This is a genomic window from Gilliamella sp. X-57, from assembly GCF_057063565.1.
Map to the genome: position 1 here is coordinate 1 of NZ_JBXSQI010000034.1, position 15,517 is coordinate 15,517.

Sequence of the window (15,517 nt, forward strand, 5' to 3'; positions counted from 1 at the left end):
GATATAAATGCCTGTTCATCGTTTTGTCCTTATTTTCATTACCTTAATTATTCTAGTGTCTCGATAGCTTTAACTACTCTATATTCTTGATGCTAGATGTTAATAATTCCAGTTTACGTTAAACCCTTTGATGATGTAAGTTCTTAAACCCTTGCTCTATATCGCATAAATCGAGCATTTGGGTTTTTCTTGCTGACATAACACTATCACATTCAATTAATTCAACCTGATTAATATTGAAACATAATAACTCAACCGGAAAGTCTATCTGTCCAGTTGTCGTGCTTGGTAGTAATAAATGAATATCAGGTGAGATGGGATTTAACGAATCTTGCAGAGCTTTTTGACGTTCTTGCTGGTAGATCAACAGTGTTTGTGTTGACAAGGGCTCGGCTAACACGATAGTGACGGGATAGATAACAAAGGCTAAACTTAATAGAAATTTTTTCATCACAACGCTTCAAAGTCCAATTTTCACCCAATTATTACATAAAATTTGCGCAAAAATACTAAACTGAAACGGATCAAATGTCTATATAAAAAATAGACAACTTTTATTATATAATAATTTTTTATATTATTTTTAAAGATATTTTTATTACTTATTTAGTTTGTATTTTATGATTTTTATATAATTTAATCACTTTTACATTCTCAACATAAGGAAAATTGCAATATTAAAATATTGTTGAATTAGCATTATAAATTTATAGCATGCTAGACAACAATCTTTATATGCTTTAGTTACAATCAATAAATTATTAATAAAAAATTTTTTATTATTTAGATTTTAATGCCCTGCTACTTTCGAGAATAAATTAATAATCACCACACCAAACATAATAAATCCCATGCCGATTAGCGCAGCGAGATCCAATGATTGTTTTAAGAAAATCCAAGCGATTAAACTGATTAGTACAATCCCGATTCCAGACCATATTGCATATGCAATACCAACAGGGATTGTTTTTAATGCTAATGAAAGGAGATAGAACGAAGCGCTATAACCAATAATAGTAATAATTGAGAAAATAAGATTGGTAAAACCATTTGATAGTTTCAATGAAGATGTCGCTATCACTTCACAAATAATTGCAACAAACAGTAATAAATATGAATTCATCTTAATGCCCATAATCGTTAAATTAAAAAGCTAATTTTCTAAAATCGACGCTGAATCCTTTAGATTAACCAACTTTAATTAACTGCATAAACGTTAATAGATAAAGCCAATATTTTCGTGCCTTATTTTTGCATCATTAATTATGAATCAAAGGTAAAATAGATAGCTATTAACGCTTGAAAAGGAAGATATTAATGGTGGGTTGTGAGGGCATCAGTTAAATAAATAACTGATTGATTATAATTAACTTATTTCAACAACCCATCAATCAGTATACAAATACGTATACAAAATATTTTCCACTTTTGTATAATTATACCATTTTTATTATACATAAAAAAGTACATTATTATTACTTACACACGCTCAAGTACACGTACTTAAACAAAAAACAAAGACTATATACATATTTTTTGTATATTTTTAATGTTTACTTTTTTAACTTCTTCTTTATTACTACTTTCTTTTTTATTTTTTAATAAAAATATATCATCTTCTATTTTTAAAGTAGCATATTCGTATAAATTACTTATTTCATCAAGTTTACAATATGTATTAACATTCATATTTTTACATATTTTAATGTTATTTTTACAACTAAAATACACAAATAATTCAGCATTTTTTATACTTACATTAAAAAATTTTTTTATTAATTTTTTAGCAAAATACGCAGTTATTTATAAACCTTTTTTTCTTTCAATCAAAATTATAGTATAAATTATATTCAATTGTTTTCTTTTTGCGTTTAAACCCCGTTTTACACCCCCCCCCCATTTTTTTAAAAAATTTTAAATCAAAACCAATACATTCTTTTTTACAAAGTTTAAAATAATGTTTAAGTTCTTCATATTCTCTTTCCCTTTTTACTAATTCAGCAATTTCATTATGTAATTTTTCTAAATTTTTATTGTAATCATCATATTTAATATCATCCATATTTTACCTTGTTATTATTATTTGTCTGTTTAAGTACATGTACTTAAACAGGAACTTATTTATATAATATATGTAAAATATTTTTAATTATATCAATAGCTAATATTATGTTTTTTAATGTTTTTTAGGTAATTGGAAGGTAAATTGACTGTTCAAGTACGTGTACTTAAACAGTAGGCTAAAAAGCACTTAATAGTGCTTTTTGTATATTTAAAGAAATAAACCATTTTTTACATTATTCATATAACCACTTGATTTATTTGTTTTTTGTTGTTTTTTTTTGTAGATTTAGTTGTAGATCTAGTTTTACACTCTTTATTATTACTACTATTTATTGCTACCAATTCTTTATCTTCTTCTAATATTTTTTTTGATTTAATACTAAAAGCAATAACATCATCATCTATCTTATAACTAATATTTAAATCACTTTTGTCGTTTAATTCTTTTACTGCTTTTTCTAAAACTCGCTTTTTTAAGTCAAAAAGTCTTGTATATTTATCATCAAGTAATAATATTTCTCTAAGTTCGCTAACTTTAATATTTCTACTTTTTATTACTTTATATTGTGCCAATAATTCATACAAACGTATACTATATACACTTTTAAATGTACTTATATTACTTAACTTATATTTAGTAAATTTGTTTTTTAAATCAAACAGATAAGGAATTATTTGATCTGAAAAAACTAATTCCGCAGTTGCTTCATTATCAAAATAAGCTTTTGCTTGTAGCCATCTAAATGTAATTTTTTTTGAATTATCTTTTAAAATTATAGACTTATTATATAAGTCATCTAACCCATCTTTAATCGCTTTATATATACTGTTTTTATCAATATTTTTAAACTGTTCAGCAAATTCGTTTGCTTTTATAACAACTGTTTTATTGTCAATGCTGGCGGGATTTAACTTACTAATAGCAAACAATATTATTCTTTGCTCTGCTAGTGTTAAATTATAACTAGCACTTACTAAATCATTACTTTTATATACTATTAAATCGCTCATTATTATTATTATCTCCTTTATTATTATATTTATAGTTATTTATTTAATTAGCTTTTGCTTTTTGTCAATACGCATACTTTAAAAATAATCGTTTTTTATAAAATAATCCAAAAAAAATGAATATTTTTTTAACATTCGTTTTGTCGTTCAACATTCTTTTTGTCGTTAGCTAATTTTGTAATGTGTTGATATTATTGATTAATTTAGCTAAAAACCAAGCCGAAAATAGGAAAATAGTAAAATAATAAAGTAAAACAAGAATAATTTTAATAAAGATTTTTAAATCAATAAGCTAAAAAAATGTTTTGGAGAGGGATTATATGTATGTGCTAAATATAAGTTATTTGTAAAGTACATAAGTAACGTGCTATAAAAAACAAAGTGATTTTTATGATTACTAACTATATAATTTTTTTATGGATTTAGTATTGACAATTTAAATATATTTACTATAAGTATAAGTGATAATAATTTTATCTCTCAAACTTATTATTATTATGATAGAAAATATGCTTTTTTTAACCAAAACCCTTTTTTTTAAAGGGTTTTTTACCGTCTAAAATAAAACAAACCTTTTAAATTATCACTTTTCCACAAAAAATACAATAAAAATAAGCTCAACAGCTCAATAAATAATCAATCAGTTTTGTCTTTTTTAAAAATAACAATTATATTTCAAGTATAAACTTTTATTTATTACAAATAAAAAAATTAATAATCATAACATATAAAAGTTTAAAAAAATACAATTAATAGCACAAAATACTAAAAAACTAACTTTACAATTTAACCAAATTTTATATAACTATAAGCAAGAAAACAAAATAATGCAACTAAAACAAAAAGTTACGCAGTTTTCTAAATAATAATAATTAATATAAGGAATTGAGCTATGTCAAAAAAAATAATGAAAGTTAAAAAAACAACTAAAAAAGCAACTAAAGCAGTAGTAAATAAATTGATTGATATAAAAATTAAAGTAAAAGAAGATCTAAGCAGAACAATTGGTGCGTTAAGAATAGCAGGTGTACCAATTGCTTACACATACAGCAACAGATCAAATGCTCGCGTTTGCCCAAAAATCGAATTCATCAAATCTTACCCTTACTCAAGTGGCTCGCGAAGATATCATGAAGTCGTTGTTCCAGCAGGCTCTGTTTTTATTATAAGAGATTTTGAAACAAAACAACTTAAGTATTTAAAAAAATGGATTAATGAAGAAAAAATTGAATATTCAAGAGTTTACAAAAAAAGAAATTCTGCGCAAACACAAGAAACACAAGTAATGCAAGTAGAAGAAAAAGTAGAACAAGCGCAAACACAAACAGCAGAATTAATTCAAGTTCCACAAGTAAAACAATCACAACAGCAATTACAACAAGTAGTAGTACAAGCAACAACAACAGAAATTATTTAACAACAATAAAAGCCCCAGTAATGGGGCTACTAATAAGAATTAAGAAGAATTCAAAGAGGTAAGCAATGAAAATAGAAAATTTAATAAATGATATAAAGACATACAACAGTTTAAAAGATAAAGAAAATCACAGTGTTAGAGAATCAAATATATTAGAAAGTATAAAAAATACAATAAATATAAAGCTATTAAGTTTAATAAATTTCATAAACGACAATGATTATAAAATATACAAAATTGACTTAGTAAACTTAAACAAAGCTAAAAAAGAAGATAATTTATTACTTTATATTAATGTTTTATATAACATTATTTTAAAAAATAGCAGAGTACATTACAAAGCATTAAATAAAAGTATATAAACAACAACAAAAAAAAGAGGAATAAACAATGGAATATACAAAGTATAAAAATCAAATAGATACGTTATTAGCACCAGAATATAGAATTACAACTATAAATAGGGCAAATAATTATGTTAATACAAAAATATATAGTAGCAAAGAAATTAAAGAATTTAAAATATACAATGAGTTATATAATTTAAATAAAGATGGTTCAGATATTTATATAACACCTTTAAGCAATTATTATTATTATTTAGTAATTGATGATATAAAAAGTGACGAAATGGTAAATGAAATAAAAATGGAATTTAGAAAACCAATTTTGCATTTAGAAACTTCAGAGAAAAATTATCAATTTATTTATATAGTTAGCAAAAGTGAAGCAAATCAAAAACTTGCCAATTTTTTTGTTAAAGCAATTAATAAAAAGTATGGCGATCCTAATTTTTCAGGTGCTGTACATGCATTTCGAGTTGCTGGATTTAGAAATAAAAAAGAAGAAGAAATGATTTTTTAGTTAAAGCAATAGAAAAAGATGATATACGTTTTAAAGTATTTAATTTTCCAAAAATTATGTATAGAAATGAATATATTCATAATTGCATTAAAAATCCAGACGTTTTACTTACTACAAATAACAATACTAATAATAATGATATCGAAATTAATGAAATAAAACAAGCAGATAGAAATAGTGAAGAATATTTAGAAATTAGTAGATTTTTTAATAAAGAAAAAAATCGATTTATAGGTTTAGCTAAAAAACAAAAATGGACTTTAGATGATAGTGTAATTGATTTTAACGCAATAAAAAACACACTGAATAAATATTCAGAATATAAGAATATTTGCTCAGCAGTTTTAGATGATAATAAAAGAGAACACACAGAAGATTACACAATTCGCACAATAAAAAAAGCTTTGGATAAATTAGAAGAAGAACACAAAAAAGAAAATAAAAAAGGTTTTGGTGTATAAAAATTAACCTATTTTTAAGTAAAAGCCCCAATTTTTTTGGGGCTTTTTTATTATTAGTACAATATAGTAATATTTTTTCTATATTTATTAATAACACTATTATTATAGTTAAAATCAAAATTATAATTTTTAGTGTGTTTTATTTTGTGTGTTGCCGTTGCTTCAAATTTCCTACCTCCACCGCTACCGCGTTGATAATTTCCATAATACGTTTGTGACTTATCAACTCTATGCCCCAAAAATGCCGCGATTGTATCTTCATCTGTTTTTGCCCGTTTCAAGTCACTAGCGACTTTATGACGAAAACTATATAAACTTACAGCAGTTCCATATTTTCTGTAAAAAAATTTGCTCAAGCTTTTGTATGTTTTTTCATCTTGCTCTATCTTGTAAACCCCACCATTTCTAAGCTGTTGCCTAAACACATTTTTATAAAATTCTTTATGTAATTCGTTATCTTTTTCCAGTGTTGTAGTACAAACTCGAACATTCTGCCCGGAATGTTTCCCAATTTTTGCACCGCTTATAGTTGCTTCAATTACATTTTCTCCATTTTCATCTTGTTTTAGCTTTAAACTAACCCCTTTTTTGAATTCAGCAGGTCTTAATCCAAAAAGTTCATAAACTATTAAAATATCTTTATATTTTTTTACACAAACTTCATCCATGTTTTTTAATATATTTTCAAGTTTAGGCATTTTATTTAGCGTTTTTCTTTTACTGTTTACTCTTTCAAAAATTACAGTTTCTTTATTTAGCTCAAAATTGTCTTTTAAAATTATTGCTAAATCAAAAGCTTGATTAGTTAACTCTATCATTTCATTAGTTTTTTTGTTTTTTCGTGCGTAATCAGATTTTTTTTGTAATTCTTTAATTTCGTTAATTAATCCAAATTTTAAAGAACTTCTATACAAATCATAAGTTGATCTCGTTTTTGCTTTATGTAGCAATAAATTAATTTCTGATTTTTCAACATTTTTATTGTTATTTATTAATCTGTTATATACTTTTAAATAAGTTTCATAAGTTGCTTTATTGCTTGTATAATGTTCATTTAATTCATTCAAAATCTCATTAATTTTTTTGTTTTTACAAGCACCAATTGCTATGTTTTCTAATTTTACTTGTTGCTCAATTTCACTTAAATATTCATTTTTTAACTTGTTTTGTAATAATGTAAGTTTCATAATGCCCCCTTAATTTATTATTATTTTTCTTAATTTTTGTTTTGCTTTTCTCGCTTTTTTACTCAAAAGCGCAAAGCCAAAAATTAAAAAATCCAATTGTTTTTAGTGATTTGTTCACTTCGTTTTTAAGCTTTTATGCTCAAAAACTCATCTCAAAAATCCCTAAAAATTCCATTTTTTAATGAAAAAAATTGGGGCATATTCACTTTTTTTTATTTTATTTTTTTATATTTTTGCTTTTCGCCCAAGCTTCAAATCAAAAAAAATAGAAAAATTAAACGGCTAATTAGTTAATTAAAAAATTGCTTTTCACTTCGCTCAAATCAATTCTTTTAATTAACTAACATTATTCTATCTTCGTTAAGTTCTTCACTTGCTCGTTCATCTCAAAACTCGATACAATAATGGGGCAATTTTGGCTCATCGCCAATCCGCTATCTTTGCTTTTCGCTTCGCTTCAAATCAAAAATAGCAGACCATTGCCCACATTATTTAGACAATTTTATTGTCCAAATGAATGTATGTTTTGTGTACAATTAATTTGTCCAATTAATTAGTCCACTTTGATTATGCCCACTTCTATTTATTTAATCAGTTTTAGCGTTTTGTCAACTGCTAAACTGTTACTTTTTATTAATTTTTTTCACAAAAATCGATGCTATTCGCATCAATTTTTCACCTCAAAATTAATAAAAATCCATAAATATTGGTGGGCATAATTCAAAATTTAAGCTATTTTTTTTAATTAAAAATAGCTTTTTTTTGCTTATTTTTTTAAAAAATTTTGGTGAAATTTGCTTATTTTGTTTAATCAAAAATCAGTAAAATTTGAAAAAACTAATTGGTTTTTTTTTTACAAAAAAACACACAAAATAAATAAATTAAACACACAAAAAAAAGAGGCTTTTAACCTCTTTTTTATTTAGTGTTTAAATTATTTTTTAGTATTTCTGTTGTTGTAATTTATCAATGTTTCATCAAGTCCATGCTCTCTAGCTTGATCTACTGGTAATTGTTTACCTAAATCTTTTGCTTGTTGCATATAAGCATTCGCTTTTGTTTTATCACCTGCTTCAAAAGCAAGCTTGGATAATGCTAATTTACTATTTGCTTGTTGCGCTAAACTGTCGAATTCTTGTTTTGTAGCAGTTTCTTTATATGCATTTTCAAGCATATCTAAATCTTCTTTTTTATTCATTTTTTCTTGTTGTTGCGCTTGTTCTTTTTGTTGCATTTCAGCTTGTTTTGCTTGTTGTTTTTTGTTAGCAACAGCATTTGCTTTAAATGCATTTACTTTATTTCCTGCTCCTCTTGCTACTCCGCCAACTTGATCCATTCCAACTTTTGCCATTGCTGCTTTTGCCATCGTTGTATTTTGTGATTCTTTAGCATATGAAGCTAAACTTTGTCCCGCATTGACATTTAACCATTTCATAATTTCATCGGGAATAACATGTATTAAAGAAAATGATTTGTTTATAATGCTGTATAAAACACCGAAATACACAAATAAAATTGCTATAGTCTTAATTATGCTACCCCCCGCAATTCCAGTAAGCGCAAGCATAGCAGGGAAAGTTTCAGATAATAAACCACCTAAAATATTGAGCATTTCAATTGCGCAAATTAAACCAATAATCATTAATGTTGGGCGTAATGCAAGTGATAAAACTAATCCATATCCAGTACTTCCTTTACCTGTGAAACCATCTGCATCAGGTTGTAATTGTGTGACTACCCATAATGGGGCTGCTACCATTGCTTCTAGCACTAATATCATCCAGCCACCGATTATCCCCAACCACAACATATACGGCATTAATGGTAAAAGTACAGAAAGTGAATTACCAACCACCCAAAGACTCACAGAAATTGGCATAAAAGCAACAACCGCTATCAAAGCATTACCAACTATAGATCCTGAAAAAATACCAGCAACACCAGCTACACCCGCACTTACACTAATTACAATACTACCTAAATTTATTGCCAGATCACCATAATATTTTGCTATAGTAATTGGGTTTATAGATCCTGCTGAATCTTGCATCGTCTTAACTAAGCTGTGCGCAGAAGCATTACCATCCCAAAAAGGATTTATTGAAAATGAAAAAGTATTACTTGCTTCTTTATTTATACCATTAAAAATTCCTGTAATTGCTCGACTTCCTGCGTTGCCGTCTTTTTTGTCTTTTTGTTCATATTGTTCATATTTTGCTAATGCTTGTTGTGTTAGCCCATTGACATGCTTACTGTTAGCAGAACTCGCCTCTAAGTCGTTACTTGCCTTATTCATCACCGACGATAATTCAGTACCTTGCCAAAGTTGTTCAAAGCTGAACGAAGATTCAACACTTATTGGGGTTAAATTAGCTAATTGTCCTAAAATTTCTTGAATTTGAATTAAACGAATAGACCAAGATCCTGCCAGCATCCAGCCGTCCTTTTTCACAGAATCAGTAAAAGAACTCCAAGAATCTGTTTTTTTAAATGCTTGTTCAATTACAAAAGCATTATTTTTTTGTACGCATCTATTGCTTCATCAATTTTTGCTTGCAAATCAACATTATTAGGATTTTTATAATATTGTCTTGCTAGCAGTGACATATCAGAATGTAGTTTATTTAAAAAATACACTTGATTTTGTAATACAGTATTAAATAGCGGTGCTAAGTTTTTGTAATCTCCTAATTTTTTATCTAAATCATTGCTTTTTGTTTGTACTATGTAAGCACCACAAGCTCTTAAATCTCTACCAATTTTATAATTTTTATTGTCGATTTTTATTGAATTAGCCATATTATTTATTGATCCGCTAACGCCTGCTATTTGATCTGCTCCAAAACTTAAAAATTGAAACGGCAACTCAAAAATTTCTGGTTTTAAACTATAACCATAGTATCCGCCAGTACTTACGTAATTATATGATTTTTTATAAATTTCCTGATTAATTTGATTAACGTTAGATTTTGGTGAAACCCATTTGCTAGTTAATTCAACATCTTCTTTTCCAATTTGTTTATACAAATCATTTGTTGCTACAACGCATAAATTTGATAAAAAAACTTGTTTTGCTAACGTGTCGATTTTTTGGTTTGAAATATTTGGTACAACTACACCATTTGCTACCCCCATATTTGCCACATATTCTTGCCAGACATGAGACGCAGCCCCGATACTCATTTGAATAACCCAAAGCATAAACATTTGTATGGCACAAAAACCGCCAGACACTGGCACTAAAAAAGCAGTACTTGTAGCCATTCTGATTGGCAACCACATAACGACCATTTTTTACCTAAAATTTCACCGTCATGCGCAGTTGACATTGTTCCTGCCATTAACGTATAAGCAACAATAATACCACCCACCATTAATACGACACTATTAAAAGCTAACAAAGCCGCAGAAAGCGGACTTTTAGACATATCATCTTCAGGAAAATAGATATCCAAAAATAATTTTTTTGATATATCCGTGTCACTAATATTAAACAGATCTACATCTACTGCATTAGCAAACGCATTGCTAGCAAACATTAATAATAATGTTGTTATTAGTGTTATAAACACTAAATTCTTTTTATAAATACTAATATTCATAATAACTTACCTCTTTTTATTTTTATTATTTGTATAGTTTTTAACTACTTATAGTTACTTATAAAATATTTAAATAATGTCAACAGTTGAACTTCATTATTTTTATTAAAAAATTTAAAATTAAAAACTAGTTAAAGTATTGACATTATTAAAATATTTTATAAATAAATAATATTAATAATTTAAAAATGAGACTTTAAAATTAGACATTAAAAAAAGAGGTTAAGAATGGATAAGAAAACAAATAAATTTAGTAGTATAAAATACGATTTAGCTAGTAATTTTTTAACATTATTTTATGTATTAGCTACGTTTGTAATTGCTGTGTGTGTGTATTTTAATGGTACAAATATTATAAAGGTTATTACGTGGGATTGGTTCTGGTTATTTATCATTTGTTGGTCATTTTTATTTGCTGTGCCGTGTCAACTTTTAGCACATTTTACACTAAATATTATATATAAATCAAAGTGATATATTAATTAAACATATAAAAAAAGAGGTTAAAAACCTCTTTTTTTTATCTTGGTTCATTACCAATAGAGGGAGGAGGAGGAGGAGGATTTGATATTGTTTGAGAATTAGAACTACTAGTTGTTACGTTAGCATTTGTATTAGTAGTATTAGTAGTATTAGTAGTATTAGTAGTATTAGCAGTAATATTTTTTAACTTGTTATTTTTTAAAGTCTTTTTAATCTTTTTAAAAATAAATACTACAACACTAATTGTAATAAAATTAATAACAAAACTAAAAAAAATCCAGCCTATACTTATATGTTGTTTTGTAAATATAAAAGAAATAAGAAAGTTAACTGTTGTAATTATAAACGTTATTCTTGTTATTAAAAAAATCTTATCTATCATTTTTTACATATCCAATTTTGATTAAACACACTTAAAAAGGGCTAAAAAGTCCTTTTATTATTTTACATTTTTGGTCTTCTAGGTTTTATTGGTGAAACAGGTAGCTCATCTGGTTCTGGTTCTGGCATTGGCATCTCTATAATATCTATTAAAATGTCCCAAACTAATTGAATGCAAACAATATTTTGCGATTCTTTTATCCACTCCCTAATTTCTTCTATTAATTGTTCTAGTTCATTTTCTTCAGTTTTATTTAATTTATTTTTTGATTTTAATTCTTTTACTCTTACAACCTTTTTTATTATATAGTCACATGTCATTTTTTAACTCCTTCATTTTTAACTTAACTTGTTACTTTTTAAAAATTTTTGAAAGATTTCAACGATCAGTGTAGTTAATTATGATAGCTTTAATCTATTATAATTAATTATATTGATCTGTGAAATCGATCATACTATACTATACCTGAAGTAAAAATGAACAGTTTTTTAACAAAATATAGTTAAAAAAACATAATGCTATAATTAATTAAAAGTTGACAAAATCAGTGAAATCTGATTTAGAGTAAGAGGTACAGAATTATGTTATGGGGTTCAGCAGTTATTGATGATATTGCTAATCATTATGAAAAAGCACAAGAAGAACATAAGCAATTTATAGAAAAAATTAATAAACCTTTTGGCGATGGTATATCTTCATCAAATATTAATTTAAAAAGACAAATTAAAAAAAATAAACAAGATATTGCTAATTATAAATTAGCTTTGTCTAATGATACAGAGGTAATGTATAGATTGTTTATGCATAGAAATATTTTAAAACAATCTATTTATAACTTTTTAGAAAAAGTTGATGATAAAACTAAAAAATTATTTTTAGATACTTTAAATGAATTAAAAACAAAAAGCGAGCAACGTCAAGATTATAAGGAAAATTTATGGAATTGGGTTAATAAACCTAACTTTTCTCAAACTTTATTGAGAGATGTTCAAAATCCAAATGAGCTTGATTATACAGCAGCTTTATTGTTCCCAGATGTAACTAAAAAATAATCTTTAATAATAAAAGTTGATAAATTAAGTAAAATCTGATTTAAGGTAAGAGGTAAAGAATTATGCTATGGGGCGCAGCGGTTACTGAAGATATTGCTAATCATTATGCTAAAAAGAAAGAAGAACATAGAAAAGCATGTGAAGAAATGGATAATCCTTTTGGTAAAGGGATATCTATTGATAGTGCGATGTTAATTGATTATAAAAGACAAATTGATCGTTATAAAAAAGAAATTTATAATTATCAAACTCAAATTGCTAATTATAAATTAGCTTTGTCTAATGATACAGAAGTAATGTATAGATTGTTTATGCATAGAAATATTTTTAAACAATCTATTTCTAATTTTTTAGAAAAAGTTGATGATAAAACTAAACAATTATTTTTAGATACTTTAAATGAATTAAAAACAAAAAGCGAGCAACGTCAAGATTATAAGGAAAATTTATGGAATTGGGTTAATAAACCTAACTTTTCTCAAACTTTATTGAGAGATGTTCAAAATCCAAATGAGCTTGATTATACAGCAGCTTTATTATTTCCAGATGTAACTAAAAAATAATTATCAATAAAAAATTAAAAAAGATCCCACTAAAAGTGGGATTTTTTTATATTATTATAAAGTGAAAAGAAAAAGAGGGATATTCCCTCTTTTTTGTGTTAATTATCTAACTTGGGTTCATTACTACCTTTATCAACTAAAGGCGAACTTTTGTTTTGTCCATCACCCTTATCCACTAACGGTGAGCTTGAACCTGTTCCAGCACCATTCTGATTTGGCATACTGTTTTTAGAGTTTCCATTGTTGGTTATAGCATCAGTACCAGTATTTGGATTGTTAGCTTGGCTAGCATTTTCTGCTCCACCTTGTTGTGCTGTTCCTCCACTAATACCATTACCTTGAGCTGTTCCAGCAAATGCATGTAAAGTTGGTATTAATCCTGATGATTTTGCTTGCTATTTTATATCGTTGTTTTAATTATTTTTTTAATATTAACTTTACCATCTTCTTTTTTTTCTTTTTTTGAATTATTTGCTGTAAAATGATTTAATAAAAATTCATATTCAAATCGATTTCTATCTACAAATAAATGTCCTTTTATATTAATAGCTGTTAATTCAGCATTTGAGCTAATATTAATATTATGCTTTTTCATTATTTCTACAGCTTCGTAAGCAGGTATTAAATTATCAATATTGATACTTGCTAAACTTATAGTTTCTGTTGTTTCAATTTTATTTAAACTACTATTATAAAAACAAATAATTCGAGGTCTGCTATATAACCATTCTTTTACTTCTTCATAAATAAAACAAACCTTTTTTTTGCCAACTTGTATAGGTTTTGGTAATTGTAGTGTTTCATCTTTTAACCATCTGTATATTGTAGATTCATCACAACCTAATGCTGTTGCTAGCTGTCCAATACTTATTGTTTGTAATGTTTCCGCAAAACTTGATAATGTTGTTTTACTACCCATAAATACTCTAAGAATAATAAATATTACATTACAATATAATACTATAAAACTGAAACATTACTTACATTTTCTACATAATCGCCCCACCAACCCATCAATTCAAATCTTTTTTCAAGATATTGAGCATTGTTATAAGTAGCTCTTATAATATTTTTATCTACATGTGCTAACGATATTTCTATTAATTCTTGATGAAATTTTAAACTTTCATTTAAAATGGTAGAAGCAATAGATCTAAAACCATGCGCTACTAATTTATTTTTAAATCCTGCTCTTTTTAGCATTGTATTTACTGTTTCTTTACTTGTGTGTTTACTTTTATCATTTAAATATTTTCTATTTATAAATACATATTCAAAATTTGGTGGTGTTATATCCTTCATTTTTTGTAAAATTTTTAATGCTTGTTTTGATAAAGGCACTATATGTTCACGCCTCATCTTCATACTATTTGCTGGAATTGTCCAAATCGCTTTTTTTAAATCAATATCAGCCCATTTTGCTGTTGCTGCCTCCCCTGGTCTCACTAATGTTAATAATTGAAAATATGCCAATAACTTAGTTTGCTGAGTAGCAGGATAATCATTAATTACTTTTAAAATAACAGGTAGCTGAGCAGGTGGTAAAGTTGGCATATTTTTAGATCTATGCGTAGCAAATCTTAAATTTTCAAATTTATTATATTCAACAAAACCAAGATTTTTCGCATAATTAAAAACTCTACCTACAACTTGACAAACTCGAGCAACAAGATCAGTTTTGTTTTGATTAATCAAGGGTTGTAAATACTCTTTAAAATCAGCAGGAATTAACTCATTAACTGATTTATTAACTAAATTATTATGAATTAAAACGTGATTAACTATAATATTTTTATTTCTTCTGAAAGTTCCTTCAGTTATTTCACCTTTATCTAAATTAATTTTTTGATCGTCTACCCAGCTCAAAAAAACATTAATAAATTTTCTTTTTTCTTCTTTTTGTATTTGCTCTTCTTCTTTATCTTTGTAATTAGCAGGATCTGTTCCATTCAACAATAATTTTTTAAACTCATCCCTTTTTTCTCTTGCTTCAGCTAAAGAAATTAAAGGATATTCACCAAGACTAAGTTGATTTGCTTTTTTAGTATCAGGTCTTAAATATCTGAATCGCCAAATTTTCGTGTAACTATCCCCTAAAATAGTACAGCAAAAAAGTAGAAAATTCTCTATGATAAAAGTAAAGGGGATTTAATTATGAAAAAAATGACCGAACATCAGATTGTATCTATTTTAAAAGAAGCTGAAGCCGGTATTCCTGTCAAGGAGCTCTGTCGTAAATATGGCATGGGTAATTCAACTTTCTATAAATGGCGGGAAAAATATGGCGGAATGGAAACTTCAGACATCAAACGCTTAAAGGAGCTGGAGGCCGAAAACCGCAAGCTTAAGCAGATGTTTGCCGAACTGAGCTTAAAATCCCAGCTTCAGGAAGAAATTATAAAAAAGCTTTAGTGCCCACAAAGGCACGTAA

General features: G+C 26.5%; 19 protein-coding genes and 1 pseudogene. 7 read left to right on the forward strand and 13 right to left on the reverse strand.

Annotation, left to right across the window (positions count from 1 at the left end):
* Positions 1–118: 118 nt before the first annotated feature.
* The 4 genes from ACYIAL_RS12190 to ACYIAL_RS12205 all read right to left on the reverse strand — a co-directional run bounded on the left by ACYIAL_RS12190 (position 119) and on the right by ACYIAL_RS12205 (position 3,075).
* Positions 119–451 (reverse strand): hypothetical protein, encoded by a 333-nt coding sequence (locus tag ACYIAL_RS12190; RefSeq protein ID WP_174797962.1) that lies wholly within the window; start codon positions 449–451, stop codon positions 119–121.
* 339 nt (positions 452–790) lie between these two features.
* The gene (locus tag ACYIAL_RS12195) at positions 791–1,123 is read right to left on the reverse strand and encodes a DMT family transporter (protein WP_174797963.1); all 333 of its coding nucleotides are present in this window, start codon (positions 1,121–1,123) and stop codon (positions 791–793) included.
* A 699-nt stretch (positions 1,124–1,822) separates the two neighbouring features.
* Positions 1,823–2,062, reverse strand: coding sequence for a hypothetical protein (locus ACYIAL_RS12200; RefSeq protein ID WP_483751822.1), 240 nt, complete (start codon positions 2,060–2,062; stop codon positions 1,823–1,825).
* A 239-nt stretch (positions 2,063–2,301) separates the two neighbouring features.
* Positions 2,302–3,075, reverse strand: coding sequence for a RepB family plasmid replication initiator protein (locus ACYIAL_RS12205; protein ID WP_483751823.1), 774 nt, complete (start codon positions 3,073–3,075; stop codon positions 2,302–2,304).
* Positions 3,076–3,967: 892 nt separating this feature from the next.
* On the opposite strand from ACYIAL_RS12205, the gene ACYIAL_RS12210 reads away from it, so the two are divergent.
* The 4 genes from ACYIAL_RS12210 (at position 3,968) to ACYIAL_RS12225 (ending at position 5,817) form a co-directional block, all read left to right on the forward strand.
* The gene (locus tag ACYIAL_RS12210; RefSeq protein ID WP_483751824.1) at positions 3,968–4,492 is read left to right on the forward strand and encodes a hypothetical protein; all 525 of its coding nucleotides are present in this window, start codon (positions 3,968–3,970) and stop codon (positions 4,490–4,492) included.
* Positions 4,493–4,557: 65 nt separating this feature from the next.
* Complete coding sequence (locus tag ACYIAL_RS12215; RefSeq protein ID WP_483751825.1) at positions 4,558–4,854, forward strand: hypothetical protein; 297 nt, start codon at positions 4,558–4,560, stop codon at positions 4,852–4,854.
* Positions 4,855–4,882: 28 nt separating this feature from the next.
* A complete protein-coding gene (locus ACYIAL_RS12220) occupies positions 4,883–5,356 on the forward strand; it encodes a DNA-primase RepB domain-containing protein (protein ID WP_483751826.1) in 474 nt (157 codons plus the stop codon).
* A 56-nt stretch (positions 5,357–5,412) separates the two neighbouring features.
* The gene (locus ACYIAL_RS12225) at positions 5,413–5,817 is read left to right on the forward strand and encodes a hypothetical protein (RefSeq protein ID WP_483751827.1); all 405 of its coding nucleotides are present in this window, start codon (positions 5,413–5,415) and stop codon (positions 5,815–5,817) included.
* A 53-nt stretch (positions 5,818–5,870) separates the two neighbouring features.
* Here ACYIAL_RS12225 and ACYIAL_RS12230 read toward each other — a convergent pair whose 3' ends face one another.
* The 6 genes from ACYIAL_RS12230 to ACYIAL_RS12255 all read right to left on the reverse strand — a co-directional run bounded on the left by ACYIAL_RS12230 (position 5,871) and on the right by ACYIAL_RS12255 (position 11,791).
* Positions 5,871–7,004, reverse strand: coding sequence for a site-specific integrase (locus ACYIAL_RS12230; RefSeq protein WP_483751828.1), 1,134 nt, complete (start codon positions 7,002–7,004; stop codon positions 5,871–5,873).
* A gap of 934 nt (positions 7,005–7,938) precedes the next feature.
* Complete coding sequence (locus tag ACYIAL_RS12235) at positions 7,939–9,507, reverse strand: DotA/TraY family protein (protein ID WP_483751834.1); 1,569 nt, start codon at positions 9,505–9,507, stop codon at positions 7,939–7,941.
* A complete protein-coding gene (locus ACYIAL_RS12240) occupies positions 9,507–10,268 on the reverse strand; it encodes a hypothetical protein (protein WP_483751829.1) in 762 nt (253 codons plus the stop codon). Before ACYIAL_RS12240 ends, ACYIAL_RS12235 begins: the two co-directional genes overlap by 1 nt.
* Positions 10,244–10,606, reverse strand: a complete 363-nt coding sequence (locus ACYIAL_RS12245) for a hypothetical protein (RefSeq protein WP_483751830.1) — start codon at positions 10,604–10,606, stop codon at positions 10,244–10,246. The genes ACYIAL_RS12240 and ACYIAL_RS12245 overlap by 25 nt, the downstream gene beginning before the upstream one ends.
* A 520-nt stretch (positions 10,607–11,126) precedes the next feature.
* Complete coding sequence (locus tag ACYIAL_RS12250; protein WP_483751831.1) at positions 11,127–11,471, reverse strand: hypothetical protein; 345 nt, start codon at positions 11,469–11,471, stop codon at positions 11,127–11,129.
* A 62-nt stretch (positions 11,472–11,533) separates the two neighbouring features.
* Complete coding sequence (locus ACYIAL_RS12255) at positions 11,534–11,791, reverse strand: hypothetical protein (RefSeq protein ID WP_483751832.1); 258 nt, start codon at positions 11,789–11,791, stop codon at positions 11,534–11,536.
* Between the two features lie 261 nt (positions 11,792–12,052).
* On the opposite strand from ACYIAL_RS12255, the gene ACYIAL_RS12260 reads away from it, so the two are divergent.
* Positions 12,053–12,523: a hypothetical protein gene (locus tag ACYIAL_RS12260; protein ID WP_174797976.1), complete on the forward strand. Its 471-nt coding sequence runs from the start codon at positions 12,053–12,055 to the stop codon at positions 12,521–12,523.
* 62 nt (positions 12,524–12,585) lie between these two features.
* Positions 12,586–13,086, forward strand: a complete 501-nt coding sequence (locus tag ACYIAL_RS12265) for a hypothetical protein (protein WP_174797977.1) — start codon at positions 12,586–12,588, stop codon at positions 13,084–13,086.
* Positions 13,087–13,184: 98 nt separating this feature from the next.
* On the opposite strand, the gene ACYIAL_RS12270 is transcribed toward ACYIAL_RS12265, so the two are convergent.
* From ACYIAL_RS12270 to ACYIAL_RS12280, 3 genes are all read right to left on the reverse strand, one after another.
* Complete coding sequence (locus ACYIAL_RS12270) at positions 13,185–13,307, reverse strand: hypothetical protein (protein WP_255458462.1); 123 nt, start codon at positions 13,305–13,307, stop codon at positions 13,185–13,187.
* Positions 13,308–13,486: 179 nt separating this feature from the next.
* The gene (locus tag ACYIAL_RS12275) at positions 13,487–14,005 is read right to left on the reverse strand and encodes a helix-turn-helix transcriptional regulator (protein ID WP_483751833.1); all 519 of its coding nucleotides are present in this window, start codon (positions 14,003–14,005) and stop codon (positions 13,487–13,489) included.
* Positions 14,006–14,046: 41 nt separating this feature from the next.
* Positions 14,047–15,234: a tyrosine-type recombinase/integrase gene (locus tag ACYIAL_RS12280; RefSeq protein WP_342354085.1), complete on the reverse strand. Its 1,188-nt coding sequence runs from the start codon at positions 15,232–15,234 to the stop codon at positions 14,047–14,049.
* Positions 15,235–15,240: 6 nt separating this feature from the next.
* On the opposite strand from ACYIAL_RS12280, the pseudogene ACYIAL_RS12285 reads away from it, so the two are divergent.
* Positions 15,241–15,492, forward strand: a pseudogene (locus ACYIAL_RS12285) (transposase); the annotation flags it as partial.
* Positions 15,493–15,517: the final 25 nt, after the last annotated feature.

Coding starts and splice junctions, on each gene's coding strand:
- ACYIAL_RS12210 (WP_483751824.1), top strand. CDS start 3,968: ATGTCAAAAAAAATAATGAAAGTTAAAAAAACAACTAAAAAAGCAACT.
- ACYIAL_RS12225 (WP_483751827.1), top strand. CDS start 5,413: ATGTATAGAAATGAATATATTCATAATTGCATTAAAAATCCAGACGTT.
- ACYIAL_RS12250 (WP_483751831.1), bottom strand. CDS start 11,471: ATGATAGATAAGATTTTTTTAATAACAAGAATAACGTTTATAATTACA.
- ACYIAL_RS12215 (WP_483751825.1), top strand. CDS start 4,558: ATGAAAATAGAAAATTTAATAAATGATATAAAGACATACAACAGTTTA.
- ACYIAL_RS12220 (WP_483751826.1), top strand. CDS start 4,883: ATGGAATATACAAAGTATAAAAATCAAATAGATACGTTATTAGCACCA.
- ACYIAL_RS12195 (WP_174797963.1), bottom strand. CDS start 1,123: ATGAATTCATATTTATTACTGTTTGTTGCAATTATTTGTGAAGTGATA.
- ACYIAL_RS12260 (WP_174797976.1), top strand. CDS start 12,053: ATGTTATGGGGTTCAGCAGTTATTGATGATATTGCTAATCATTATGAA.
- ACYIAL_RS12240 (WP_483751829.1), bottom strand. CDS start 10,268: ATGGCTACAAGTACTGCTTTTTTAGTGCCAGTGTCTGGCGGTTTTTGT.
- ACYIAL_RS12265 (WP_174797977.1), top strand. CDS start 12,586: ATGCTATGGGGCGCAGCGGTTACTGAAGATATTGCTAATCATTATGCT.
- ACYIAL_RS12230 (WP_483751828.1), bottom strand. CDS start 7,004: ATGAAACTTACATTATTACAAAACAAGTTAAAAAATGAATATTTAAGT.
- ACYIAL_RS12245 (WP_483751830.1), bottom strand. CDS start 10,606: ATGAATATTAGTATTTATAAAAAGAATTTAGTGTTTATAACACTAATA.
- ACYIAL_RS12275 (WP_483751833.1), bottom strand. CDS start 14,005: ATGGGTAGTAAAACAACATTATCAAGTTTTGCGGAAACATTACAAACA.
- ACYIAL_RS12270 (WP_255458462.1), bottom strand. CDS start 13,307: ATGCCAAATCAGAATGGTGCTGGAACAGGTTCAAGCTCACCGTTAGTG.
- ACYIAL_RS12190 (WP_174797962.1), bottom strand. CDS start 451: ATGAAAAAATTTCTATTAAGTTTAGCCTTTGTTATCTATCCCGTCACT.
- ACYIAL_RS12255 (WP_483751832.1), bottom strand. CDS start 11,791: ATGACATGTGACTATATAATAAAAAAGGTTGTAAGAGTAAAAGAATTA.
- ACYIAL_RS12200 (WP_483751822.1), bottom strand. CDS start 2,062: ATGGATGATATTAAATATGATGATTACAATAAAAATTTAGAAAAATTA.
- ACYIAL_RS12205 (WP_483751823.1), bottom strand. CDS start 3,075: ATGAGCGATTTAATAGTATATAAAAGTAATGATTTAGTAAGTGCTAGT.